Source organism: Haloferula chungangensis (assembly GCF_042664875.1).
Taxonomy (GTDB): Bacteria; Verrucomicrobiota; Verrucomicrobiia; order Verrucomicrobiales; family Akkermansiaceae; genus Haloferula; species Haloferula chungangensis.
In genome coordinates this window covers 163,767-188,797 of the sequence record NZ_JBHTBS010000004.1, presented here as the reverse complement: position 1 = coordinate 188,797, position 25,031 = coordinate 163,767, and the positions used below count along the sequence as shown (strand labels likewise).

The window sequence follows — 25,031 nt, the reverse complement described above, 5'->3', positions numbered from 1 at the left end:
TGTCATGCGTGGACTCGCGACAGAACCTGGTGGGTTCTGCGAAGGCCATCCGGTCGCCTCTTATTTTCCATGAGTCATCTAGAGTCGAAACGGGTCAAAAATGATAACGATTCAATCAATCCTCACCTTGCTGTCTTTCCAGAACGACCTTCGCTTCCTCCAAGGCAAGTTCCATGAGGGCTAACACTTCCCATTCCGGTTTCGGTTGGCGCTGCTGGGCCTGGCCAAGGAGAACCACGGCTTGTTCGAAATGCATCTGCGCGGCTTCCTTCTCGTCTGCGGCAAGGGCCATCGCGATATAGGCAAGGCCTAAGCCGTTCACCTGCCACAACTCTGTTCCCTCCGCCACCTTCAGCCACTTGATCGCCTCGGCATGGTTCCCTGCGCGATACTCAGACATTCCGCGTGCCAAGGCATTCCATCCCGCGTTCTCGTCACCCTCAGGAAGCCGCTTGGCCAATGCAACGACCTCTTTTCTCATTACACTGGGAAGCGACCCCACACTGCAGGTCTTCACAGTGCGCTCCTGAGTGACCGAATCACTCGCATCTTTGAAACGGTCGAGCATCTGGCGACACAGATCTTGATAGGCTTTCTGGTCTTTGGTCTTGAGATGGAGCACAGCCAGTTTCAGCCAGTTGCTGGACACCATCTCTTCCTCACCGGCGACGAGTTCTTCCAGCAGCTCTCGAGCCTGCGCCCAGTCTTCGGCGAGCAAGGCTGACTCTAACATATTTCTCGTCGCGATGCGCAATTCGCCACTCTCTACGGCCTTCCTTTTCCACGCCTCCACAATCGCTTTTCGGTGCTCGAGGGCTGCCTTGTGATCTCCGGCCAAATCATATTGTTTGGCCAGCCATGCTCGAGTCATGAGCGTCTTCTTATCGTCGGGACCTTGGATCTCGGTTCGCAGACACGCTAACCTTTCCCGGATGGCAATGGCTTCAGCCTGTCTCCCGAGACGTTCGAGAATGCCCGACTTCCCCGCCAAAACATCCAGCGCGTTGTTGTCCGGTGACTCGCTCGAATCGGGAAACCACTTCAGGGCTTGATCAAAGCAATGGAGCGCCCGATCGAGCTCACCCATCTCTCGATAGAGTTGACCGGCAGCGCGAAATCGTTCGCCCGTCCATGTCCTGTCCGTTACGAGTTCTTTTGCTGATATTTCTGCGCTTTCGAGCAACTCGGCAGCAGCCTCCTCGAGGCGTCCCAGAGTCTTGAGAACCCAAGCCCTTTTCACTTTCAGCTCGATGGGTGACGGAGCATGCGGTCCTGCCAACTGCTCGTGGAGATTGAGAACATCAGTCAGTGCTTTCAGCTTTTCCCCGACGCGGAAGTCGGCTCGAAATGGAGTTTCCTTATCGAACCCGACCAAACGCTTTGCGAGCTTCCCTAGCTCTGTCGCATTCCGAGGAGAAACCAGAGCCGCCTCTTGGAGACTGGCGGCGGTTCCTTCCGAGATCCGGGCGGCAATGTAATCCTGCAAGGTGTAGTCGGTGAACGGGGTGATGGGACGAATCTCGGGGTCCTGATAGAACCACTCTGCCGATCGTTGATAGACACTCTTTTCCAGCGAGCTGATCCGCTTACGAAAAGCCCTTCGCGCATCCCAATCCACTGGTTCCACATTCTCATCCTCGGTCATCCGCACTCCCACTGCAGCCCTCGCCCAATCGCCGATCCATTCTGGTGCGGGAACCGGCGCGGGAGGCACATCCCAAACTCGTGCAGTCCCATCGAAGCCCGTCGTGACAAGCTTGTTTCCATCCTGACTGAATTCGGCATAGAGACAGGATTCGTCGTGACGAAGCGGCTCACTGAGGGCCAGTCCCGACGGAGCATCCCAGATTCGGCAAGTCTTATCATAGGAAGCCGTCACCACCCGCATACCGTCGGGACTGAAACGAATACTCCGAATCACGTTGGCGTGATTCATCGGGACTCCGACCCGTTTCCCGGCTTTGTAGTCCCAAAAGTAGGCCGTTCCATCATCGACGGCGGTTGCCAGCAGATGGGAGTTTTCTGGCTTCGGGCCAAAGGCGACTGCCATGACTCGTCCTGCATGTGGCAACGGGGGAATCATATGGGTGGGATTTTTCAGGTCCCAGACGCGGGCGGCTCCACCCCACCCACAGGTCGCGGCATACCGACCGTCGGGACTGACGTCGATCATTCCATATTGGAATGTCGTGTGACGCCCCAGTTCAATCGGCGCGACATCATCGTTTCTAACATTCCACATGCGAACCACTCCATCATCGCAACCGGTTACTACAAAGTCACCAAGCGGAGGAACAAAGTCGGCGACCGTGACCTGGTCCGGGTGCTCGATGGAACGAAGTAAAGTCCCCGATTTTGAATCCCAAACCTGGAGCTTAGGCCCATGAGTGCTCAGGAGCCGAGAATTCGCCGAGTCCGGGCTAAATCTGAGTGCTCCTGACACCCCCATGGGAATCTCCTTGCCGATCTTTGAAATCGGGGACTCGCCGTCCACCGGCCCTAGGAAAGTCCAGAGTGTCGATCGATTGTAGTGCTCCGAATAAGTCGCCATGGCCACCTGGTTGCCGTTGGGGCTGATGCTGAGAGCGCTGACAAGAGGCTGGGGGAGTGTCGTGAGCATGTTCCCATTGCTGAGATCCCACAACTTGGGGGCATGGTCGAGGGCACCCGTGATCAGTTGCTTTCCGGACGGCATGAATTGCGCCCTGACGCTTCCCCCATAGGTGAACCATTGGGGCATGATGCGATGCCTGAAAATCATGGAGCGAGGCTGAGTCGGGCGCATCTGCCAGAGTCGGGCAAAGCCGTCATTTCCCGCAGTAAGAATCTTGGTCCCATCCGGAGTGATCCGCACGCGGTCGACTCCTGCCGAGTGGTAGAATGATTCGCCGAGCGGCCTCCCGGTTTCGGCGTCCCACACTTGGGCTTTCCCGTCCCGCGATGCGGTGATGATGCGGCTGCCATCCGGAGTGAAGCTCGCCTGAAAGATCCAGTTGGAATGCTCGAGAGCTTCGCCGATTTGCCTCCCATTTCCGGCGTCCCAAATCCTCGCCGTTCCATCCGTAGACGCCGTCAGCACACGCTCACTCCCGGGGTCGGGACTGAACTCCACATAGGTCACCCGATCCTTATGTCGGAGCGGAGACCCGATAGGCTGGGGACGACCTTCCGGATCTTTCTCAAAATCGGGGAGCTCCCAAATTTTGGCCGTACCGTCATTCGAACCTGCGACCAGGCGACGATCATCGCGGCTCAGCTTCACCGACCAAACTCCACCCGCGAAATACAAGGGGTCGGCAAGAGCACTGATGGTCCGTTTTTCGACATCGATTTTCCAGAGTTGTACCACGCCTGCGTTGCTGCCGGTCACGGCCATGCGTCCATCCGAGCTGAACATGCCATCCAGAAGTTCGGCCTCTGCGTGCGGTGAGCCGTCTTCGTAGGCCATGCGTTCGCCGGAAACCGCATGAATCACCATCGGGCGTCTGTAATTTCCCCCCGTCAAAACCCATTTGGAGTCGGGACTAAACTCGAGGAACTGAAATGCTTCGAGAACCCCGGGGATTTTCAAGATTGGGAACATCAGCTTCCCTGACTTTCGCTCCCACACTCCGAGATTCGGGCCGCAACAGACCGCAATCAATTTGCGATCCGGGCTGACTGCGATGACGACCTTATCGTTGTCATACCCGGTGTCCATGGGAAGCCCCTCTCGCTTGCCTTCCAAATCAAAAATCTGAGCCACCCCGTCACTCCCTCCTAGGACGATTTGATCATGATCAGTTTGGTTTTCGGCCGGAATGAACTCAGCTGCCGTGGCGACCTTGCCCCCGACCGTCATCACTGGTGCGAGCTGATGTTGCCAATCGCGCTGGGTGAGCGCGGACAGAAGTCGCCCCGCCGCCACACGGTTGTGTCGATCGTTCTCAACAATCTGCGCCAACCGGGCCACTCCGCGCGCCGAATCTCCACGCGCGAGGTCCGCTTCCGCAATCTGCAATCGCAATACCATTCCCCTACGATCAGCCTCCTCTCTGGCCTCCCTAGCTTCGCTCTCAGCACCCTTCGCCACGGTCTCTTGTTCCTTCGCCAACCTTTCGGCCGTGGTCGCTTTGATCGCCATCAACGTACTCACCACGCTTCCGACCACCAGCACCGCCGCGATGCTGGAAACCAGAGTCAAAGCGGCCCGGTTTCGACGCGCATACTTTCGGAAACGATAGGCCGCACTTGGAGCCACCGCGATCACCGGTTCATCCTCGAGGAAACGTCGGACATCCTCCGCGAAGGCGTTGGCCGTCTCGTAACGGCGCGTGCGATCCTTTTCGAGCGCCTTCATCACGATCCAATCGAGGTCACCACGCAGCCTGCTCCCCAGCCGGTCCGGTGCCTCGCGGTGGCGTTTTGCTAGATCGGTGCGAGCGGCATCCCCGAGCGTGTTCACACGGGTGGATGGCTTGGGAGGCTCCTCTTCCCGAATCATCCGCCGCACTTCGTCTTGTCCAGCACGCGCAAGCTCTGCGGCGTCGTAGGGAGTGGTGCCGGTCAGCAGTTCGTAGAGCAATACCCCGAGCGCGTAGATATCACTGCGCGTATCCACATCCAGCCGACTCATCTGCGCTTGTTCGGGACTCATGTAGGCTGGCGTTCCGATAAACTGCTCGAAGCGCGTGAAGATCGTCATGTCGGTGAGATCCTGTTGAGTCGCCTTCGCCACCCCGAAATCAATGATCACCGGCACCGCCTTGTCGTCATGCATCGTGACCAGCACATTGGTCGGTTTGAGGTCGCGGTGGATGACGCCTTTCTGGTGGGCATGCTGCACTCCCCGGCAGACCTCGCGAAACAGCAACAAACGCTCCCTCGCGCTCAGTTGGTTCTCGTCGCAGTATTCCGTGATCGGAATTCCCCGCACCAGTTCCATCACGAAATAGGGGCGGCCCGTGTCGGTGGCACCGGCATCGAGCACCTTCGCGATGTTAGGATGATCCATCATGGCGAGGGCTTGGCGCTCCGCTTCGAATCGTGCCACCACCTGCTTGGTATCCATCCCGAGCTTGATGATCTTCAAGGCCACCCGTCGTTTCACCGGGCGGAGTTGCTCTGCCATGTAAACCGTCCCAAAGCCGCCCGCGCCGATTTCCTGCAGCAGCTTGTAATTGCCGATCAGTGCGCCCGGTCTTTCCTCCGCAGCTACTTCAAGCGGCGTCGCATGCATAAAATCACCGACTCCACGTTCGGCTTCGATAAGTTCTTCCACTTGCGCCCGCAACTCTCGGTCCCCGCCGCATGCCGCATCCAGGTAGTCCGCAAGCTCTTCCGATGAAGTCTCTTTCGGCGCATTAAGAAAAATTTCTACATCCCTCATCGAATCATCCTTCATTACCCAATACGCGCGAAACCCTTCATGACGACGTCAACTATTTCAATTTGCTGAGCGACTCAGGGTTCACGATTTCTCGAATTCGAGATTTCACGGAATAGCCAGACGCGTGCCCCTCGCCATGAGCGATCGACGCTGCTCTCTGACACGCCGAGCGCCGTAGCCGTTTCTGCGATGCTCAATCCCGCAAAATATCGCAGCTTCACCAGCTTCGCGAGATCGGCATTTTGTTGCTCCATCTTTGCCAGAGCATCATCAACCGCTAGAATCTCATCGCTTGGCAACTCGCTCGCAAACTTCGCTTCATTCCAAGTTGTCCGCACCGGGTCTCCACCTCTCTTGTTGGTCTGCTTTTTCCGCGCACGGTCGATGAGGATTCTCCGCATGGCCTCCGCCGCTGCGGCAAAGAAGTGCTGTTTGCCGCGCCAACTGCGTCCCTCGCCCTCCGGCCCTAACATCTTCACGTAGGCCTCATGTACCAAGGCCGTCGCTTGCAAGGTATGACTGCCTCGCTCCGCCGCCATCTTGCTGGCGGCCATCCGGCGCAGCTCTTCGTAGGCCAGAGGCAGAAGCTCCTCAGCCGCCTGAGTCTCACCTCGCTCAACGGCGTCAAGAATCCGGGTTACATCGTCCATTTCATTTTCCTCCAAGTTCAACCCTCACCCTGACCGAGGATTTTAGAAGCTCCGAACAAAAAAGATCAAAAATCCTGACGCCATCCGCCGCATTTCCACGCGTCTGCCAATAAGGACTCAAACACTGAAATCAAAATGAACCATTCTTTCTCCCCACCACGACCAGAAATTCAAACGATCACTGGAGCGCGCCTCCAAAGGGCATATGCTTTCGTGCTTCTCGCCTTCCTATCCCTCTCGACATCCCCGCTCCTCGCGGAGCAGTCCGACCTCTTCACCTACGAGGTGAACTCCGGAGAAGTCACCATCTCCGACTATCCCCTAGATGCCACCGGTTCCGCCGAAATCCCAGCGGAGATCGATGGGTTCCCGGTGGTAAGCATTGGCGCCTACGCCTTCTCCCGCTGCACCGGCCTAACATCCCTCTCCATCCCGGACAGCGTCACCTCCATCGGTGAATACGCCTTCTACGGCTGCTCCGGTCTCACTTCCCTCTCCATTCCTGACAGCGTCACCTCCATCGGCCGCTACGCCTTCTACGACTGCACCGGCCTCACTTCCCTCGCCATCCCGGACAGCGTCACCGGCATCGGCTCTTCGGCCTTCTCCGGCTGCACCGGCCTCACCTCCGTCACCATCCCCGACAGCGTCACCTTCATCAACGATCAAGCCTTCTTTAAATGTTCCGGTCTCACTTCCCTCACCATCCCGGACAGCGTCACCAGCATCAGCTCTCGGGCCTTCTCCGGCTGCTCCGGCCTCACGTTCCTCACTATCTCGGCCAGTGTCACGGTCATCCACTCCGGGACCTTCTCCGGCTGCACTGGCCTCACCTCCCTCTCCATCCCGGACAGCGTCACCTCCATCGGCGGTTCCGCCTTCTCCGGCTGCACCGGCCTCACCTCGATCACCATCCCGGACAGCGTCATCAGCATCGGCGGTTCCGCCTTCTACGGCTGCACTGGCCTAACATCCCTCTCCATCCCGGACAGCGTCACCAGCATCGGCGACTACGCCTTCTCAAACTGTACTGGCCTGACTTCCCTCACCATCCCGGACAGCGTCACCTCCATCGGTGAATACGCCTTCCGCGGCTGCACTGGCCTAACATCCCTCACCATCCCGGACAGAGTCACCTCCATCGGTGAATACGCCTTCTCCGGCTGCACCGGCCTAACCTCGATCGAGGTGGACGGACTGAATCCGGTTTACAGCAGTCTCGACGGCATTGTCTTCAATAAGAACAAAACAATCCTGATCCTGTACCCAGCAGGGAGGTCGGGAGGATACACCATTCCGGACAGTGTCACCTCGATGCAGTCACGCTCACTGTTGTTCGCTGCGGGAGACCCCTCCTACGTCGGCCAAGGGGCGTTTGAGGGTAGCAGCCAACTCACAAGCGTTCAATTGCCTGATGGAATCACCCGCATCGGATCCGAAACATTCCAGGGGTGCTCGGCCCTGACGACCGTGACGATCCCCACCAGCGTGACCTCCATCGGAAATTCGCGATTCTATTGGGAGCCAGATCTCGCCGGGGCCTTCGAGGACTGCACAAGCCTGCATTCAGCCGTCTTCCTTGGCGATGCCCCCACCTTCAACGAGAACACCTTCGCTAACACCGCGCCGGGTTTCACCATCTACTACCTGAGTTGCAGCACCGGCTTCACCTCACCGACATGGAACGGCTACCCAACGGTACGCATTGACGAGCGCGCCTGCTCCGCCGCCCCCTGGCTCGTCTCTCACGGCCTCCCATACGACACCGACCTCAAACAGGACCTCAATGGCGACGGCGTGAGCCTGCTGATGGCCTATGCCCTTGATCTCGACCCGACTCAAAACCTCCAGAGCAAGATGCCCGCCCCTGTGCTCGATGGCAGTTCGTTAGGGATGACATTCCACGCAGCCAGTCCCGGCATTACCTACACCGTCGAGACCAGCACTGACCTGCGGAACTGGACGACTGAAGGCGTACTTTACTCGCCGCTCGCCCCAGATGGCACGCAAACGGCCTCGGTCTCCCGTGATGTCTCAAGCTGCTTCCTGCGCCTCGTCGTCGAGAACTGATCTTTGGCGAAAAAAACCTGACGCCATCCGCCGGATTTCCACGCGTCTGCCAATACGGACTCAATGATCAAAACGATCCGAACCCAATGAACCAATCAACCACCAATCCCATCATGACAGCTTCTTCCCATCCGAACCAGCCTGACACCCGACCCCCTGCGGCGGGCTCAGCAGTGCGAACCCGGATCGTCCTTGCTCTTGCGATCCTCTCCCTCCTGCCTGCCTCAGCTCAGGAACAAACCGCCGTCGAGTTCACTTCGGATGTCTTCGTGCTGACCGAAAACACACAACTTGCGAGCACTGAACAAGGAGTCGACGGATTCGAGTTTATTCCCGTAGTGGATATCAAACTCAGTGCTCTCGGCTACTACGACCACGAGGGAGATGGCTTCCTTCGCAGCCACCCTGTGAGCCTCTACAAGGTCTCATCACAAACGCTGCTCGCCTCCGCGACCATCAGCAATACGACCCCCATCGACCCCGCCAGCAACTTCCGCTACCAGCCGCTGACCACGCCGATCCGACTCACTGCCGGCGAGTCCTACTGCGTGGCTGGCTACGACTCCGGTCCAGAGTTCGATCCTTTCATCGTCCCCGCCGAATCGATGGACGGTGAGGTGACCGTCGCCCCTCTGATCAATTTCGTCACCTACCGCGGCAAGGGCACCTCCACCCCCCAGACCTTCCCCACAACCATCTACTACAGCGGCATTCCGCGGGTCTGTTTTTACGGCGCCAACTTCAAGTTCCAAGCAGTGGGGAGCACTCCCTACTACGGGGTGGTCGAAAGCCATTCCGAGCCCACTCCCGCCGCGAGTTTTTCTCTGCCACAGACTCCAAGCGAAATCACCTTCAATGGAGTCATCCCTCCTGATTTCGGATTCGCGGGAGAAGTCAGTGGCCTCGATATCATTCCTCATACCGATCTCTGGGTCACCGACTTTGGCTACTACGACCACCAGGGTGACGGGCTGAATGCCTCCTACCCTTTCGGCATCTATGATACCCGCTCCGGAGAACTCCTCGGCTCTCACACCCTGGCGCACAACGCCCCCCTCGATCCTGACAGCCACTTCCGCTACGCCACCCTCGCCACGCCGATCAAACTCACGGCCGGGACCTCCTACAGCATCGTTCGTTATGCCGATTGGCCCCACGTGGACGAAGTGATCAAGGACCCGAATGGAGGTCTCGCTCTGGACCCCAACTTCTTCCTCGCCTCGTTCAAGGCCTTCTTCAGCAATGAAGGACTCCTCGATCCCCGAAGATCTGAACCGACCCGGGATCTCGACAAGATCTGGGCTGGTGTCAATTTCAAGATCACCACCACGCCACCACCGGCCCCACTGCAGATCACGCAATTCACGCGGACCTCCGATGCCATCACGATCGACTGGAATTCAGAATCAGGAAACTCCTACTCCGTTGAATTCAGCGAAACCCTCGCCGCGGAAAGCTGGATCGAGATCGCCACCAGTCTCTCCGCCACCACTTCATCGCACCGCTATCAAGACACCGATCCGGATCGCCTCGATCTGAACCAGGGCTTTTATCGAGTGCGCAAAATCGAATGACTCCGCCGAATCTCAATCGACTGGCTGCCAGCGATTCGTGAGTGAATCACCGGTCTTTTACTTCTTCTCTTGGATCACCTTCTTTCGGAGCCGCCGAAGTTCCTCCCGATGTGTCGGATCGATTCGGAGCCCCTCAAGATGGCTGGGGCGGGTGCCTTGTTTGACAAGGTTCTCGGCGTATTCCTTGCGTGTTAGATTAGTAAAGGGATTGGGCCGGCGATCCGGGTCTTCATCGTAAAACCACTCCACAAGGTTCACATAATAACTCGCTGCCTCGCTTTGGTCTGCGAAAGCGATCTTCTTCACATTCTGGCGCTCGTCCCATGGCACTTCGACCGCATTTCCGAACTCATCGATTTGGGTCCCGATCACCGCTTCCGCCCAGCTTGCCAACCACGGCGGAGCGGATCCCTCCGGCGGTTCGGGAATGGTCCAAATGCAAGCCGTGGCGTCGCCTGCAGTTGTCACCACCTGACTGCCGTCGGGACTGAACTCGGCGAAGTGTACGCGGGCTCGATGGGGGAGCGGTTCGCTGAGCGGTAGACCACTCGCGACGTCCCACACCCGGGCCGTGCCATCATAGGATGCCGTGACGAGTCGTTGCCCGTCCGAATCCGATGAAACCCAGCTAACGGCTTGCCGGTGGCGCAGGGGAGGACCGTGCGGTTCGCCGGTTTCCGCCTTCCACATCCGGGCCGTCCCGTCACTGGACCAGGTCACCAAATACTTTCCATCCGCCGTGAAGATCGACCAGGAATTCGGATCGGGTGTCAGTTCGCTCCAATCGGTAGGATGAGGCACCTTGTAGAGCATGCGCTCCTCACTGACGTCCCAAACGGAACTTCCTGCGTCGTTGCAAAGCACGAGGCGGGTGCCATCCGGATTGAACCGACAGCCGTCGACCACGCCGTCGACCGACCATTCGTCCACCAACTCCCCCGAGTCGGGATCCCACCAACGAAGCGTGCTTTCCACCCCGTCGTTGGCGACCGACAACAGCCGACCATCACCTGGACTGAAGGCAACGAAGCGAATATTTTGACCGGCTCCGTGCCTCAGCTCGTGACGGATGGTTTCACCGGTTAGGGCGTTGGCCAAAATTGCGGTCCCGTTCAAATAACGCACCCCGGCAACACGGGAGCTGTCCTCGTCCGGACTGAGAGCGATGGTATTCATGAAGACTCCAGCTTGATTCGTCCGGTGATCGGTCAGCGGCTGCCATGCTCCCGCGGAGCCGAGTTTGGTCTCAACAAGACCACGAGCCTGAGTCACGGCATGGACCCTGGATCCGTCGCGGCTGATTCGGACCTCCATGATCCGAACCCCACCGCCGAGATTCGCCTCCAGCCTTCCGTTACGACTGTCCCAGACTCTCACTGCTCCGTCAGATCCACCGGTCACCAGTCGCTTACCACTGGCATCGAAGTCGGCATTGCAAATCCATCCATCCCAATCCTGCCATTCCTTCCCCTTGTAGTGATGCAACAAGACTCCGGACGAATCCGCAGCCGGAGCCGCCAGAATCCGGACGGCACGTCCACTCCCGACGATCAGCCGTGTTCCATCCGGACTGAAAGAAGCCGTCGGAGACCGACCCGATATGATGAAAGGCGCTCCGACCGGTTGGCGTGTCGCAAGATCCCAAACTTGAAAATCGCCATCGACGGTCACCGTGATGAAGCGGTCACCTCTGGGATGCCAGGTTACCCAATTGAGCTCGCTGGCGTGCTGGATCGGAGCTCCCAACTGAGCCCCCGTCACACCATCCAGAATTCGCGTCGTTCCATCGGCGCATGCCGTCAGGATTTTCTTCCCTTCTGGGTCCGGACTGAACTCGACTCCTACGATCTTGCCGCCTTGCTTGCTGCTTTGACCGAGCTTGTTGTCATCGGTGGCGCTCCATAGCTCGACCACACCATCGTCAGACCAGGTCACAATCCGGTCTCCACGCCCGTTGAATTGCGCACTGCGAACCTCTGTCGGTCTGAACGTAGGTCGGACAAGCTCGGCCTTCCCGTCCGCAAAACTCCAAATGGCCACCGTCCCTCCAAGGTCACAAGTGGCGACCCTTTTGCTATCCGGTCCAAATTGCCCGCCAACGATGGAACGGGACAACGAAGGATTGAGATAGGCGTGGGTGTATTCCGCTTGCAGCAAGCCGGTCTCCGCATTCCAGACCGCTGCCTTTCCTCCTTGCATCCCCGTCAAGACCCACTGCCCGTCAGGACTCAAACAGGAGAACTCAATGAGCCCTTTACCACGAATCCTTTCCCAAAGCGGATCACCGGAGGCCCAGTCGAAAACTTGCGCGAAACCATCTTGCAGCGCGCCTCCCGAGACGAGCACTCGGTTGCCGGATGAATCAAAGGAGGCGTGGGCGATCAAACTGTCTTCCCCAACGACCGTCATCGTTTCGCCAAGCGGTTGACCCGTGCGGGCATCCCAGACCTGGGCCATTTTTCCTCCGGCCGTCAAAACCAAGTTTCCGTCCTCGCTCAGGACCGTGATACTACGCCGCCGATGGGGATGCATCATCGGTGGAACCAACATCCTCGGAAAAGACTTCTGGCTCAGCGCCGCCACCAGCCGATTCGTGATGACCGGATCCCCGGGATTCTCCCGCTGCAGCTTGGCGAGATGCGCCACTCCCAAGGCTTGATTTTCACCTTCTAACAATTGTTCGACAAAGCGCAGGTTCGCCACCAATTCATCTGCAGCTGCTTTGTCTCGAGCCGCCTCGGCATCCTTGCGGGCTCCCTCCGCCGCCTGCCCCTCGGTGAGGGCCAGTCGTTCGGCCTCCTTGTAATTGATCGCCAACACCGTGCTCACCACACTGCCGACGAGAAGCAAGGTCGCGATGCCCGCAGTCCCTGCGATGATCTTCCGGTTTCGCCGTGCGAGCTTCTGCAAGCGATAGCTCATCGAGGGAGGACTCGCCTCCACCGGTTGATCGTCGAGGTGTCGTTGCACGTCTCTCGCAAGCGCATTTGCCGTCTCATAGCGACGCATGCGGTCTTTCTCGAGGGCTTTCATCACGATCCAGTCGAGATCGTTGCGCAGTCCCCGCCCGATCTGCTCCGGATCCTCTCGGAGTCCTTCGGCCAGACCGGTGAGCGACTCCGGATCGAGGGTCCTGACCCGGGTAGAAGGCCTCGGAGGTTCCCTTTCCCGGATGACCCGTCGCACTTCATCCTGCCCGATCGCCCCGAGTTCTTTGGAATCAAAGGGCGTGGTCCCCGTGAGTAATTCGTAGAGCAACACGCCGAGCGCGTAGACGTCGCTGCGGGTATCAATGTCGAGGCCACTCAGCTGGGCCTGCTCTGGGCTCATGTAGGCGGGCGTGCCGATGAACTGCTCATAGCGCGTGAACAAGGTCTTGTCCGTCAGTTCACCTTGAGTTGCCTTCGCCACCCCGAAGTCGATCACTTTGGGAACCGCGCGGTCATCGTGCATCGTCACCATCACGTTACTGGGCTTCAGGTCACGGTGGATGATCCCCTTCTGGTGGGCATGCTGGACCGCGCGACAAACCTCGATGAAGAGCTCCAGACGCGCTTCGCGATCGAGCGTGTGCTGTTCACAAAACGCCGTGATCGGAACTCCCCGCACCAACTCCATCACAAAAAACGGCCGTCCTGTGTCGGTCGCTCCAGCATCGAAGACTCTTGCGATGTTGGGATGGTCCATCATCGCCAACGCCTGACGCTCGGCTTCGAATCTCGCGATCACCTGCCGGGTATCCATGCCCAGCTTGATCACCTTCAAGGCGACCCGCCGCTTCACCGGCCGCAGTTGATCCGCCATGAAGACCGTTCCGAATCCACCCACGCCGAGTTCCTGCAAGAGCTTGTAGTTTCCAATCACATCACCCGGTCCCTCGACCATCGTGGCCTCTCGCGCGGCGAATGAACTACCCTGCAACGGAACGTCTTCAAGAAAATCATCCTGCTTCTCACCCATGGCCAGCAGTGCCTCCACCTTCTGCCTGAGGTCCGCATCCTCCCCGCAAGCCTCGTCGAGATAGGCAGACATTTCCGTCTCCGTCGCTCCGGCCGGGGCATTGTGGAAAATCTCAAGATCAGTCATTCGCGGTGTGAGTTGGGTCCCTTGATTCTTCGTGCGTGGAATCAGGACCAATCATCTCAGCAAAATTCGCTCGGCCATCATTCTTCTCCAATTTCCCGATACAACCACACCTTCGCGCTCGCCCAGGTTCGGTTCACCGTGCTCTCCGAGTTGCCCAGCGCCGCCGCGATCTCCGGCACCGTCATCCCGGCGAAGTAGCGCAGCTTCACCACCGCCGCGAAGTCAGGATGCTCCCGCTCCAACTGGGTCACCGCCTCATCGACTGCCAACAAGCGCTCCGACGGCACCTCGGTTTCAAACTGCTGCTCGTCAAAACTCGTCATCTCCGGCCTCTCGCCACGCTTCTTGCTCAACTTCCGCCGCGCGCTCTCGATGAGGATTCGCCGCATCGCCTCCGCCGCCGCCGCGAAAAAGTGCGCTCGGCTGTTCCAGTGTGGTTCCTCCCCGTCCGGGTCCACCAATCTCAGGTAGGCTTCATGCACCAATGCCGTCGGCTGCAGCGTGTGCCCGGCCCGCTCGCTCGCCATCTTGTTCGCGGCCATTCGGCGCAACTCATCATAAGCCAGCGGCAACAGCCCCTCCGCCGCCCGGGTGTCTCCCGACTCCCTCGCCTCAAGAATGCGTGTCACGTCGTCCATCAAATTCGTCTAACTTGCCTCCTATGAAACCAAAGCAATTCCACCGCTTTGGCGAGGGGTTTGTGGGGATTTCGAAGTTTCTCAAGTTCCCTGGCATGATTTCCACCGTTTTGGCGCACGGCAGGGAGAGAGGGCGTGAATCCCTCCCCTCACCCCCAACACAACCTCACCATGAAACGATCCAACTTCTGCGCCGCCGTCGCCTTTGCGACCCTCGTCGTGCCGCTTCAGGCCGAATCCCAGACTACCCTCTACGACTCCATGCCCGCCCCCTTTGTCTGGACGCCAGATGAACTCGGGACCACTCCTGAAGGCGGCTTCTTGACAGCGCAGGGGTTCACCACTGGTCCGGACGGCGCCGTAGGGTCGGTGAGTCTCCCTCTCGCAAGAATCGGTTCACCCGACGGGCAGGTCAGCGTCGAAATCTGGGACGAAGACAGTGGTCATCCAGGATCAAAGGTTGCCTCGCTGGGAGTCGTCGGACTCTCGACCCTGAACACCAACGACGAAGGGGGAAGCATCATCTTGTTTCAGGACCCCGTCACAGGACTCCTTCCCCATACAACTTACTATCTCTTGATCGACTCCACCGGTGCCACGATCCCCGACTTAGAGAATACCTTCTTCATGAACACCACGGAAGACGCGACCGGCACGAATGGGGGGCCAAAGCTCCAGCTCCAGGTCCCCGGAGAAGAGTGGGTGTTCGCACCGGATGTGATCGAAGGAGAACCCGTCGACTACCTGGTGATGTCGGTTGAGAGCCCGAAGCGCGCCACCTTATGCTACGAGCAGGCCAGCCTCGGCTTTCGGAACGGCCCCATCGATCCAGGTCGTGACTTATCACGTGACTTCGAAACCTATGAAGCCTCACCCGCCGATCTCAGCATAAGCGAGGGTTCTTCCAATTTCCGGTGGGACAACTTTATCCTGCCGCAAGCAGAGGTGCTCACGAAAGTTCGCTGGACCTGCCTCTTTGTTGGAAACGGCAGTTCTCCCCCAAGTGATGAGGGAAAGTATCGAGTCGCAATCTGGGCCGACAAAAACGGCGAAGTCGACCATGACGGTTTGAACGGCTTCATTCACGAAGAAATCCGACCGGCAACCGAGGTCCAACGCTCCGATGATCTCCGCCCGCTTGTGTGGAACGGCACGAGCTATCCGGCCCATGAACTCTCCTTGGAGTTCGTCAATCCCTTCGAACTTGCCGCAAATACCCGGTATTGGCTCTCGGTCGAATATATTCATCCCGAAGGAAACTCCCATGCGCCCTTTCACTACTGGGCCTGTGGATCAGCCGGTCCGGGCCCGGTGAAACAGATGTCTTGGGCGGAGATTATTCACCCGCTCCAGGAGGTGGGTGATCCCTGGAGACATGCCGCATTCAGTTTGTATTCCACACCTGTCAATGATACCGATAACGACAGCATGGAAGATGGCTGGGAAGAGCGCGAGGGCTTGGACCCGACAACGGATGATGCCTTTGACGACCCGGACAATGATGGTTCAAATAATCTTCAAGAATATGAGAACCGGACCGACCCCCATGAACCGGACAGCGACGGCGATGGCCTGCTCGATGGGGTGGAAACCAAGACCGGCATTTACGTCGACGCCACCAACACCGGCACTTATCCCAATCATGCGGATAGCGACTTTGATGGCCTGAGTGATGGTGCAGAGATCCCAATGGCGGGCGACTCGCAGGCGACCAACCCGAATCTGAGGGACACCGACGGAGACGGCTTTGGTGACTCATTAGAACGCCAGCAGAACCTGGCACCGAACGACCCGGACAGCTTCCCTTCTTTCAGATACCTCGGAACCGGCAATGAGGCATTGATGGGTGGTGGACTTACGACCGGTTCATCCGCCGCCGAAATCAGCCATGAATCCTTCGACTTTTTCGGTGTGTCTTCCACTCCGAACAGTCTCTTTGACAATCAACTCGGAGGCGACTTCCAATGGAAAACCCGATCCGCAGATCGCACCGGCATATTTCCCTATCTTTACGCTCAGGTGACCTTTCCAGAGGCGATCGTCCTGAGTCACTTCACCATTTCCTCCGGGAACAGGTTAGGGAACAATCCATTAGCTTTTGAGATCCAAGGATCCAATGATGGCACTCACTTTGAGACCATCTTCCACTGGGCCAATCCAGGGGAGTCAATCTGGACCACGAGAGATCAGGTCGTCCGTTTCGATTCCGGGACTCATTTCCGACTTCCTGCGGCTTATCGTGTTATCCGTTTCTCTACCCATCACTATTCTGACGTTCAGTTGGGGTCTGAGTTCGTTCTCGGTGAGATCGAACTCTTCGGAACGTCAGAACCACTTCGGATCAACTCAGTCGCTCCCCTTGCCGGTGAGAATGCGGTGAAGTTGAGTTGGAACTCTCTCGAACTGCCCGACGTCCGCTACCTCGTTGAGCGTTCCTTCGACCTCGAAACCTGGGAGACGATCGCTAGCGACGTCTCAAGCGAAGGCGCCAGCACCAGCTTCATCGACAGCAACTTCGAGGCACTCCCCACCCGAGTGTTCTATCGCATTAGCGACGACGAATGAATTTTCGACAAGCACAGTGATCGGTCGACAACCAGAGTCCGAGATGCGTCTAAGGGACGTGGGCGGAGATACCCTTTCAGACAATCAAAAGCCACGATGAAGCCGTTCGAAAGGAACATTCGAGAGGCTTCTGCGGTCGTCACCGAGATCGAGCTCGACGATCTGCGAGATCAAATGCCAGCCAGGCTCGCCCTGCACAACACTGATGACGCAAACCTTTACCCAAGCCATGAATATCGAACCATTCGGGCGACCCCCTGGGCGGTTTATCGCAGGCTTTGCGACATTCTTTGATCTGCGTGGCGCGTTTTCGCCGCCGATCGCGCATGAATAGGCAGAACACACCAATCCCCGCATTCGCAGGTGGAGTCACCCGGGTCACCAAAGCCAACAGACCCGGGTAATCACTCCATAACCAGATCCTCCCTCCTGAACTGCGAACCCTCGCAAACCATCATCACCCCCTTCTTACCCCCGAAAGCCATGACCACCACTCCCGCCAAAAAACATTCTTGCCGTCGCCGCAGTGTCGTTCTCTCCCGCACCCACTGCCGCGCCCTCCGCCGTCGCGGGGAGCAGTCGTTGGGCTACTGGAGATTCATCACCCATTGCTTCACCTCCCAGCGCCGCCGCTCCTCCTATTCGCTCTTCGCGTTCTTCAAGCGAATGCGAACCGCCTTGGGTGCGCTGGCCTTCGCGTTTTGGCTGCCCGCCGTCGCGCAGGCCGAGACCTTCACCGTCACGACGGCTTCCGATATCTCCGCCGCAGACGACGGCCAGCTCACCCTGCGCGAAGCGATCCATTCTGCGAATGAATCACCCGGCCCCGACACCATCGATTTCGCAGAAGAACTTTCCGGAGGAATCCTCACCCTCGCGCAAGGCGAACTCGTTATCAGCGACCACCTCGCCATCAATGCTTCGAGTCTAGCAGAGTCCCCCATCATCGACGCCGATCAAAAGTCGCGCGTGATCAACTTCACGGCGGCAGAAGGAGACCTCGAACTCACCCATCTCAGCCTTCGTAGTGGCATGGTGACTGAAGATGATTCCTTGGGAGAGCGAGGCGGAGGGATTCTCTTTGGCTCTAGCGGAGAACTCACCCTCATGGCTTCCACCATCAGCGGGAACTCGGCAGTAGGCGGATATGCCTATGGTGGTGGAATTTGCTCAGACTCGGGAGCCATCACGATCACCAACTCCACCATCAGCGGGAACTCTGCCACAGGAATTTATGGTCAAGGTGGAGGGGTTTACACCGACTCCGGAGCCGTGACCCTCACCAATTCCACCCTCAGCGAGAACTCCGCCGCAGGAGTTTATGGCGATGGCGGCGGGATCCACTCCTCTGGAGCCATCACCCTGTCGAACTCCACCCTGAGTGGCAACTCCGCTACAGGATATTATGAAGATGATGGCGGCGGCTATGGTGGTGGGATCAGCTCCTCGATAGGTGCCGTCACTCTCACGAACTCGACTGTCACCGGCAACTTCACGGCAGGACCATATTCCTCTGGCGGCGGAATCCTTGCCCGATCCGGACCCTGCATCCTTGCCAATTCCATCATCGCCGGAAACTTCATTGAGAAAAGTGCTCTTGGCTTGGAATCCATCGCTTCCGATCTGGATTCCCCTTCTGATCCGGCCAATCATCTGGAAGTCTCTCATTGCCTCATTGGAAACAGCACGGGTGCCCGTCTTGAAGATGCCAAAGTCAACGTGAACAACCTCACGGATGCCGACCCGCTGCTAGAGCCATTGGCAGACAACGGTGGGCCGACCCAAACCCATGCTCTCGCCTCCAACAGCCCGGCCATCGACCAAGGAAATACCACCGGACCGGACCAACGCGGCTTTCCCCGTATTGACAACCCATTCGTTTCCAATGCAGCCGGGGGCAACGGAAGCGACATCGGGGCCTTTGAACGAAGTGCCGCCATTTTAGTCTCCGATCCCGGAGATGTGACGGATCGGGATTATTCCGCAGGGAACTGCACGCTGCGCGAGGCCATTGACGTGGCCAACGCTGACCCGCTCATCAACGAAATCGGCTTCCTCGACTCACTTTCCGGCCAGGTGATCCGACTCACCCAAGGTGAACTGGTTGTCACCGACGATCTCCTGATCGACGCATCGAGCCTAGCGATCGCACCGGTCATCGATGCCGACCAGCAGTCTCGGGGCATTCACTTCACCGCTCCCACAGGAGATCTTGACCTCAATCAACTCACCCTGCGAAACGGAAACACAAGCGGCCCCAACGAACCCGGCGGCGGCATCCTCTTTTCCTCAGCTGGCAAGCTCACCATCACGCGGTCCACCCTCAGCGGAAATTCCACCACCGGCACCCACAGTCCAGGTGGCGGAATTTACTCGGAGTCCGGTTCTCTGACTCTTTCGAACTCCACCTTCAGCGGAAACTCCACCAATGGCGCAGGAAGCCATGGCGGTGGCGTTGCCAGCGGCACCGGATCGGTCACCCTGTCCAGTTGCACCCTTGGTGAAAATATCGCAAGCGGATCGGGCGGCGGGCTTCACGGCGGAAATAGCAAGCTCACCCTGCTGAATACTCTCATCGCCAACAATGCCGACGATGGCACGGCTCCCGATCTCTCTGCCCCGGAGAATCCCGCAATGGATTTGGAGATTTCCCACAGCCTCATCGGCAACAGCACCGGAGCGGGATTAGACGAAGCCAAAGTCAACCAGAGCAACCTCATCGATGTCGACCCGCTCCTCGAGGCTCTCGGAGACCATGGTGGTCCCACTCAGACCCATCCCTTGGCTGCAGGCAGTCCAGCCATCGATCAGAGAGATACCACCGGGACTGACCAAAGGGGAATTCTCTACGCCGACGATCCAAACATACCCAATCTCAATGGCAGCAACGGAAGCGACATTGGAGCCTTTGAACGTGAAGTGATTCTCATCGTGTCGGATGCGAGTGACGAAATGGACGATGACTTTTCGGACGGAAGTCTCACCCTGCGAGAGGCCATCCTCCTGACCAATAAGATTCCGGGCAACAGGCAAATCCACTTCCGCGGGGACCTCTCCGGAGCAGTGATCACCCTAACTCCGGAGACATCGACCGAAAGGGATTCTCACAAGGGTGACCTCATGATCACCGACGGCCTCATTATCGATGCCTCGGATCTTGCGGAAGCCCCCGTGATCGATGGCGATGGGCAATCGCGCATCATTAGCTTTAATGCTTGGCGTGGAGATCTGACTCTCACAAATCTCGTGCTTCGTAATGGATCGGCACCTTCAAATTTGAGTGGTACAATTCTTGCCGATGGCGGCGGGATCCATTTTCGCTCCAACGGATCGCTCAACGTGATTAGCTGCATCCTCAGCGATAATCGAGCAAATCATGGAGGAGGGATCTTTTCCGAAGGTGGAAGCATCACCCTAAGCGACTCGATGATCATCAGAAATGAATCAGTGGAATCGGGGTATTATGGCGATAGGTGGTCGGGAATAGGCTTCCATGGAGGGCGGACCTACTGGGTTTCCATCCCCGGACATGGGGGCGGGATTTATACTAACAACGGCATCGTCACACTCAACAATTCTACTGTCAGTGACAATAGCGCTACCGGTGAGGGCGGTGGAATTTATACCGAAAGTGGTGAGGTCATGCTCAGAAACTCCACCTTTGAAGGCAACCAGGCCGGCTTGTCCTTCGTCGCATCCGGAGGCGGAATCTACACCCTGTCTGGAGCCGTCACTCTAAGCAACTCGACCTTGAGTGGAAATTCCGTCGTAGGCTACGGTGGCGGAATCTATTCTAGGGCTGGCAACATCGTCTTAACGAACTCCACCCTCAGCGATAACTGTTCTTCCAACAGACGACCATACCAAGGCTCCGGCGGTGGAGCCTCCGCCACCACTCAATGCGTCGGTGGCGGAATCGCCACCGACTCCGGAGCCGTGACCCTTACGAACTCCACCCTTAGTGGAAACTCAAGCAAAGATGCTGATCATGTTTTCGGTGGCGGGATTCACACCTCCTCCGGAGCCATTACCCTCACAAACTCCACCGTCAGCGGGAACTCTATCATAGGGTATTATGGAACTGGCGGCGGGATCAACTCCAGGTCGGGAACGGTGACCCTTAGCAATTCCATCATCGCCAATAACACCAGCAAGATCGTTGGTTCGGAGGCGATCGCCTCCGACTTGAGCGGCTCATCGCCGGCCAATCATCTGGATGTCTCCCATTGCCTCATTGGTAACAGCAGCGGCGCCCGTCTCGACGAAGCCAAGGTGAACCTGAACAACCTCACCGACATCGATCCTCTGCTCGCTCCCCTCGCCGACAATGGGGGAGGGACCTGGACGATGCTGCCGTTCCCGGGATCTCCGGTGATCAATGCCGGGACAACGACCGATCTCAGTACCGACCAGCGCGGCTTCGCCCATGCCGGGCTCCCCGACATCGGCGCGGTCGAGTACCAGGGCTCGCCGGACCTCTCCCGGATCGCGGACAGCGACTTTGATGACGACGGTCAAGTCTTCATCATCGAGCAGGCCCTCGGCACGGATCCCTTCCTAGCAGACTCTAACAACTCGCGTCTGCTCTCGCCGACCTTGGATCCGGAGGGCTACCCGATGCTCAGCTTCGGCATCGCGGACGACGCCGCCTCCGGCACTCTGTGGGCCCTCGAGCGTTCCAGTGATCTCGTGAGCTTCGAAGAGATCTACCGCTTCGACGGCATCATCCACTTCGACTTCACAGAGAGCACGATCAGCGTCGAAATCATTGATACCGGTGTCACCATCACCGACCTGGCCCCACCCGCCGGCGCTGCGTTTTACCGGATCAATATCACCTTTGATGCGACCGAATGAATTCAATGAAAATTCTGAGAGATCAACGCGGAGCTTCCTCCGGTGAAGATCGCAGGGGAGGACGACAATTCTTTCTCGTCCATTCTGGAATGAAAGCGTGGGATTCAGCTCTTATCGCCATGAATCAAGAAGGTGAAGGGAATGGCTCGGATAATGTTTGCGAGAGCGGTTGCGGGGGATCGGGATTGTGCCCTGGGGTGGCCCTATTTCTGGCATGGATGGCAGGAACCGGTGTGATGATCGTGAGCGGGCTTGAGTGGCTCGGCTGGGTCGTGGGCGGGACAGTCGGGATCATACTGATCACTGGCGCATGGAAGTGGCGACCGATGAAGGGCTGATGTCGGGGCGAAGGGCCGGCCTGTCCCAGTATGGCAGAATTCTTCCTCAACGGAGTTCGACCACCCGGACTTTTGGTGCATTAATAAGTCGTTATGAACGCATCCAATGACCAGCACGACCGAATCCGCGAGGAGTTGAGCATCGTCAATCAGTCGCTCACGCATGTCCGCCAGCACCTCGATGATGACCAGGAACTGACGGCCATCGAATCGGGCCTGAGTGAAGCCGTTCAGCGTCGTGACTCGAAACGGGACGAAGCCCACAAGGCGGGTGAGCGACTCAAGCAATGGTTCACCGAAACCAAGGATCAGGTCATCGACAAGCTGGAGGACCTCAAAACCGACATCGAAATCCACCGCATTGAAAAGGATGCCGACCGCAAGGAGGAACACGCCTGTGATGCCGTCATCGTCGCAGCTCACGCACTGATGGAAGCAGAAGTGGCCGTGATTGAGGCCATTAAAGCTCGCAAGATGGCCATCGAGGTGGCCGGCTGATCGACGCCTGCAGACTGGGACGAATCCAGTCGCACTCAATGATCAATCGTCGATTCCTGCCGATCTCTCGAGTTGAAATGCTCGATTCAAGAAGACGGCAACAGATCGAGCCCCTCGTCCCTTTTCAAGGGTTGACCCGGGCTGGGTTTTTGGTCCGGCGGGAGCAGGAGCACCTCGTGGTTCGAATCTTTCCAGATTGAGATCAGGCCGTTTCGGTACTCGATCTCGCGCACGATCGGCTCGGGTCGATCATGAGGCGGAGTTTCAATGGTGATCCGCCAGAGATCGGCATCGTCCTTCCGGCCAAGGTAAAGGGCGTGGGCAGAAATCTCTCCGCCAGGTGGATTCGAAATAGCCGCCGTCCCTTCGTAGGGAGGTTCGGACAAGGGGGACCAATCGAGCAGGGTTCCGCTTCTCCAACTCACGCCATCCCCACGCAGCACCTCGAGCCATGCATCATACTGGGGCAGCTTTGACCGATCATCCTCCTCCTTCGAGATTTCATGCTTACAGCTGGTCGTCCCGGCGACGGCGATAAGCAGCATAGATAGACCGAGGATGCGACGAAGAGAAGTCATGGTGAATTGGCTTGGAGCGAGGACTAAAGCAGGGCTTGTTAGAAAGTCGAGACCATCAGATCCGCGGGTGGATGATTTGGAGAACCCAGGCCATTGGTCATCCCTGAGAGAATCCGGTTTTGCCACCGGTCTGACGAAAGTCGCCTCCGTCTTCAAGAAGAGGGCTCAGAGGGACCTGCAAGTGAATCGGGAAGCTTGCGATGGCTGACGTCAGAAGCCCCAGAGATCTCTGGATCATGTTCCGGTCTCCCCCTTATTGCCGCCCCTCACTGTTGAGGAGCGGGCTTGGTTTGTTCGGCGGAGCGAGCCTTATCAGGTCCAGAGATCCTCGCCGTATTCCCAGCCTTTGCGGACCGGATCCTTGAGGAACTGGTTGAGCTCGGGACGGTTGGTGATCTTCATGTTCTTGGCATCCCAATCGATCTTACCTCCATGACGACAGGCGAGAACGCCGAGCAGCATCACCTCGTTCATGGGAACGGAGTAGTCGAAGTTCGCGCCGGCTTCCTTGATGTTGCCCTTGACGACATCGACGAGTTCCCGAATCGGGCCACCTTTGACGCGGGGATACTTTTCTTCCGGGAATCCGGCCTTCTTGAGGGCGAGCATGGCCTCGCGGTTTCCCAGCCGTGGGTTGTTCGAGCGCTCGTCGGTATAGCCGATCTGCTTGTCGCCGAAATAGAGGGTTCCGTACTTGGGAAGATTGTTGCTGATGGTCCAACCTTCGGGTTTTTTGGGCATCAGGCTGGTAGTGCCATTGTGCCAGTAAAAACTGAGCGGCTCCCTGGTGCCGCGTTTTTCAAAGTCCCAGCGCACCGTGGCGCCATCGGGAACCAGCAAATCTGAGCCACCATCGACCTCGACCGCTTCCACCGAGACCGGATCGTAAAGATCGAGCACCCAGACCGGTGCGTCGGCCACGTGGCAGAACCAATCGCCCAGAGTGCCGGTTCCAAACTTATTGAATCCGCGCCATCTCCTCGGATGATAGAGGCGGTGGTAAGGTGTCTCCGGACAAGGTCCGAGCCAGAGGTCGTAGTCGAGATTTTCCGGAACCGCGTGCTGCTTCATCGGATCTTCCGGGCGGGCGAAGTATCTTCCTCCCCAATCCGGTCCGTTGATCCACGAGTGCGCTTCCTTGATCTGGCCGAAGATGCCGGCCTCATACCACTCGCGCATCTGGCGGATGCCATCGAATGTGTGACCCTGGTTGCCCATGTTGGTGTGCACCTTGTATTTTTCCTTGGCCTTCGCGAGCGTGCGACCTTCCCAGACGTTGTGCACGAGCGGCTTCTGGGTGAAGACGTGGATGCCGCGCTGCATGGCTTCCATGGTGGCGGGAAAGTGCGTGTGGTCCGGAGTATTGACGCAGACCATGTCGATCTCATCGCCCATCTTGTCGAACATCTCGCGGAAATCCGTGAAGGTCTTCGCCTTGGGTGCTTGCTTGGCGCGAGCTGCGTCGAGGGTTTTGGAATCGACGTCGCAAAGCGCGACGATGTTCTCACCTTTCGATCCATCGTAAGCCTGGCTGGCGATGCCTCCGGCGCCGATCATGGCAATGTTGACTTTGCCGTTTGCCGAGGGGCCGGACTGGCCGATCGCAATGCGGGGAAGCACAAAAGCGCTTGCGGAAAGGGCGGCGGTTCGTTTCAGGAAATCGCGCCGAGGAAAATTCGTGGGGTTGCTCATGATGGAATGGGTTGGAGTGGGATTTCTGGCAGGAAACGATACTGGCACCATCAGCAAATCATTTCAAGCGATCCAAAGCACCCGAATGCCCCCCCTCGGGCGAGGCCGCCCAATTCG

At 58.0% G+C, this 25,031-nt stretch carries 12 protein-coding genes; 5 read left to right on the top strand and 7 right to left on the bottom strand.

What is annotated here, in order from left to right:
- Positions 1 to 115: 115 nt before the first annotated feature.
- Positions 116 to 5,368, bottom strand: coding sequence for a protein kinase domain-containing protein (locus ACFQY0_RS09880; protein WP_379711802.1), 5,253 nt, complete (start codon positions 5,366 to 5,368; stop codon positions 116 to 118).
- Between the two features lie 74 nt (positions 5,369 to 5,442).
- The gene (locus ACFQY0_RS09875) at positions 5,443 to 6,018 is read right to left on the bottom strand and encodes an ECF-type sigma factor (protein WP_379711800.1); all 576 of its coding nucleotides are present in this window, start codon (positions 6,016 to 6,018) and stop codon (positions 5,443 to 5,445) included.
- A gap of 135 nt (positions 6,019 to 6,153) precedes the next feature.
- Here ACFQY0_RS09875 and ACFQY0_RS09870 point away from each other — a divergent pair, with 135 nt between their 5' ends.
- Together ACFQY0_RS09870 and ACFQY0_RS09865 are read left to right on the top strand one after the other, a co-directional pair.
- On the top strand, positions 6,154 to 8,088 hold the full coding sequence (locus tag ACFQY0_RS09870; protein WP_379711798.1) for a leucine-rich repeat domain-containing protein: 1,935 nt from the start codon (positions 6,154 to 6,156) through the stop codon (positions 8,086 to 8,088).
- A 113-nt stretch (positions 8,089 to 8,201) separates the two neighbouring features.
- Positions 8,202 to 9,662: a hypothetical protein gene (locus ACFQY0_RS09865; RefSeq protein WP_379711796.1), complete on the top strand. Its 1,461-nt coding sequence runs from the start codon at positions 8,202 to 8,204 to the stop codon at positions 9,660 to 9,662.
- 57 nt (positions 9,663 to 9,719) lie between these two features.
- Here ACFQY0_RS09865 and ACFQY0_RS09860 read toward each other — a convergent pair whose 3' ends face one another.
- Complete coding sequence (locus ACFQY0_RS09860) at positions 9,720 to 13,748, bottom strand: protein kinase domain-containing protein (protein WP_379711794.1); 4,029 nt, start codon at positions 13,746 to 13,748, stop codon at positions 9,720 to 9,722.
- A 77-nt stretch (positions 13,749 to 13,825) separates the two neighbouring features.
- Positions 13,826 to 14,386, bottom strand: a complete 561-nt coding sequence (locus tag ACFQY0_RS09855) for an ECF-type sigma factor (RefSeq protein WP_379711792.1) — start codon at positions 14,384 to 14,386, stop codon at positions 13,826 to 13,828.
- A 171-nt stretch (positions 14,387 to 14,557) separates the two neighbouring features.
- On the opposite strand from ACFQY0_RS09855, the gene ACFQY0_RS09850 reads away from it, so the two are divergent.
- Positions 14,558 to 16,951, top strand: coding sequence for a choice-of-anchor R domain-containing protein (locus ACFQY0_RS09850; protein ID WP_379711790.1), 2,394 nt, complete (start codon positions 14,558 to 14,560; stop codon positions 16,949 to 16,951).
- Between the two features lie 84 nt (positions 16,952 to 17,035).
- Here the strand turns inward: ACFQY0_RS09850 and ACFQY0_RS09845 are convergent, their stop codons facing one another.
- The gene (locus ACFQY0_RS09845; protein ID WP_379711788.1) at positions 17,036 to 17,182 is read right to left on the bottom strand and encodes a hypothetical protein; all 147 of its coding nucleotides are present in this window, start codon (positions 17,180 to 17,182) and stop codon (positions 17,036 to 17,038) included.
- A gap of 252 nt (positions 17,183 to 17,434) precedes the next feature.
- On the opposite strand from ACFQY0_RS09845, the gene ACFQY0_RS09840 reads away from it, so the two are divergent.
- Together ACFQY0_RS09840 and ACFQY0_RS09835 are read left to right on the top strand one after the other, a co-directional pair.
- A complete protein-coding gene (locus ACFQY0_RS09840; protein WP_379711787.1) occupies positions 17,435 to 21,808 on the top strand; it encodes a choice-of-anchor Q domain-containing protein in 4,374 nt (1,457 codons plus the stop codon).
- 431 nt (positions 21,809 to 22,239) lie between these two features.
- The gene (locus ACFQY0_RS09835) at positions 22,240 to 22,644 is read left to right on the top strand and encodes a hypothetical protein (RefSeq protein WP_379711786.1); all 405 of its coding nucleotides are present in this window, start codon (positions 22,240 to 22,242) and stop codon (positions 22,642 to 22,644) included.
- 86 nt (positions 22,645 to 22,730) lie between these two features.
- Here the strand turns inward: ACFQY0_RS09835 and ACFQY0_RS09830 are convergent, their stop codons facing one another.
- The gene (locus ACFQY0_RS09830; protein WP_379711785.1) at positions 22,731 to 23,222 is read right to left on the bottom strand and encodes a hypothetical protein; all 492 of its coding nucleotides are present in this window, start codon (positions 23,220 to 23,222) and stop codon (positions 22,731 to 22,733) included.
- 312 nt (positions 23,223 to 23,534) lie between these two features.
- On the bottom strand, positions 23,535 to 24,914 hold the full coding sequence (locus tag ACFQY0_RS09825) for a Gfo/Idh/MocA family protein (protein ID WP_379711782.1): 1,380 nt from the start codon (positions 24,912 to 24,914) through the stop codon (positions 23,535 to 23,537).
- Positions 24,915 to 25,031: the final 117 nt, after the last annotated feature.

Bases quoted from the DNA above. Each gene is read 5' to 3' on its own strand.
- ACFQY0_RS09880 (WP_379711802.1), bottom strand. From the start codon at position 5,368: ATGAGGGATGTAGAAATTTTTCTTAATGCGCCGAAAGAGACTTCATCG.
- ACFQY0_RS09830 (WP_379711785.1), bottom strand. From the start codon at position 23,222: ATGACTTCTCTTCGTCGCATCCTCGGTCTATCTATGCTGCTTATCGCC.
- ACFQY0_RS09855 (WP_379711792.1), bottom strand. From the start codon at position 14,386: ATGGACGACGTGACACGCATTCTTGAGGCGAGGGAGTCGGGAGACACC.
- ACFQY0_RS09825 (WP_379711782.1), bottom strand. From the start codon at position 24,914: ATGAGCAACCCCACGAATTTTCCTCGGCGCGATTTCCTGAAACGAACC.
- ACFQY0_RS09860 (WP_379711794.1), bottom strand. From the start codon at position 13,748: ATGACTGATCTTGAGATTTTCCACAATGCCCCGGCCGGAGCGACGGAG.
- ACFQY0_RS09865 (WP_379711796.1), top strand. From the start codon at position 8,202: ATGACAGCTTCTTCCCATCCGAACCAGCCTGACACCCGACCCCCTGCG.
- ACFQY0_RS09835 (WP_379711786.1), top strand. From the start codon at position 22,240: ATGAACGCATCCAATGACCAGCACGACCGAATCCGCGAGGAGTTGAGC.
- ACFQY0_RS09870 (WP_379711798.1), top strand. From the start codon at position 6,154: ATGAACCATTCTTTCTCCCCACCACGACCAGAAATTCAAACGATCACT.
- ACFQY0_RS09845 (WP_379711788.1), bottom strand. From the start codon at position 17,182: ATGGCTTGGGTAAAGGTTTGCGTCATCAGTGTTGTGCAGGGCGAGCCT.
- ACFQY0_RS09850 (WP_379711790.1), top strand. From the start codon at position 14,558: ATGAAACGATCCAACTTCTGCGCCGCCGTCGCCTTTGCGACCCTCGTC.
- ACFQY0_RS09875 (WP_379711800.1), bottom strand. From the start codon at position 6,018: ATGGACGATGTAACCCGGATTCTTGACGCCGTTGAGCGAGGTGAGACT.
- ACFQY0_RS09840 (WP_379711787.1), top strand. From the start codon at position 17,435: ATGACCACCACTCCCGCCAAAAAACATTCTTGCCGTCGCCGCAGTGTC.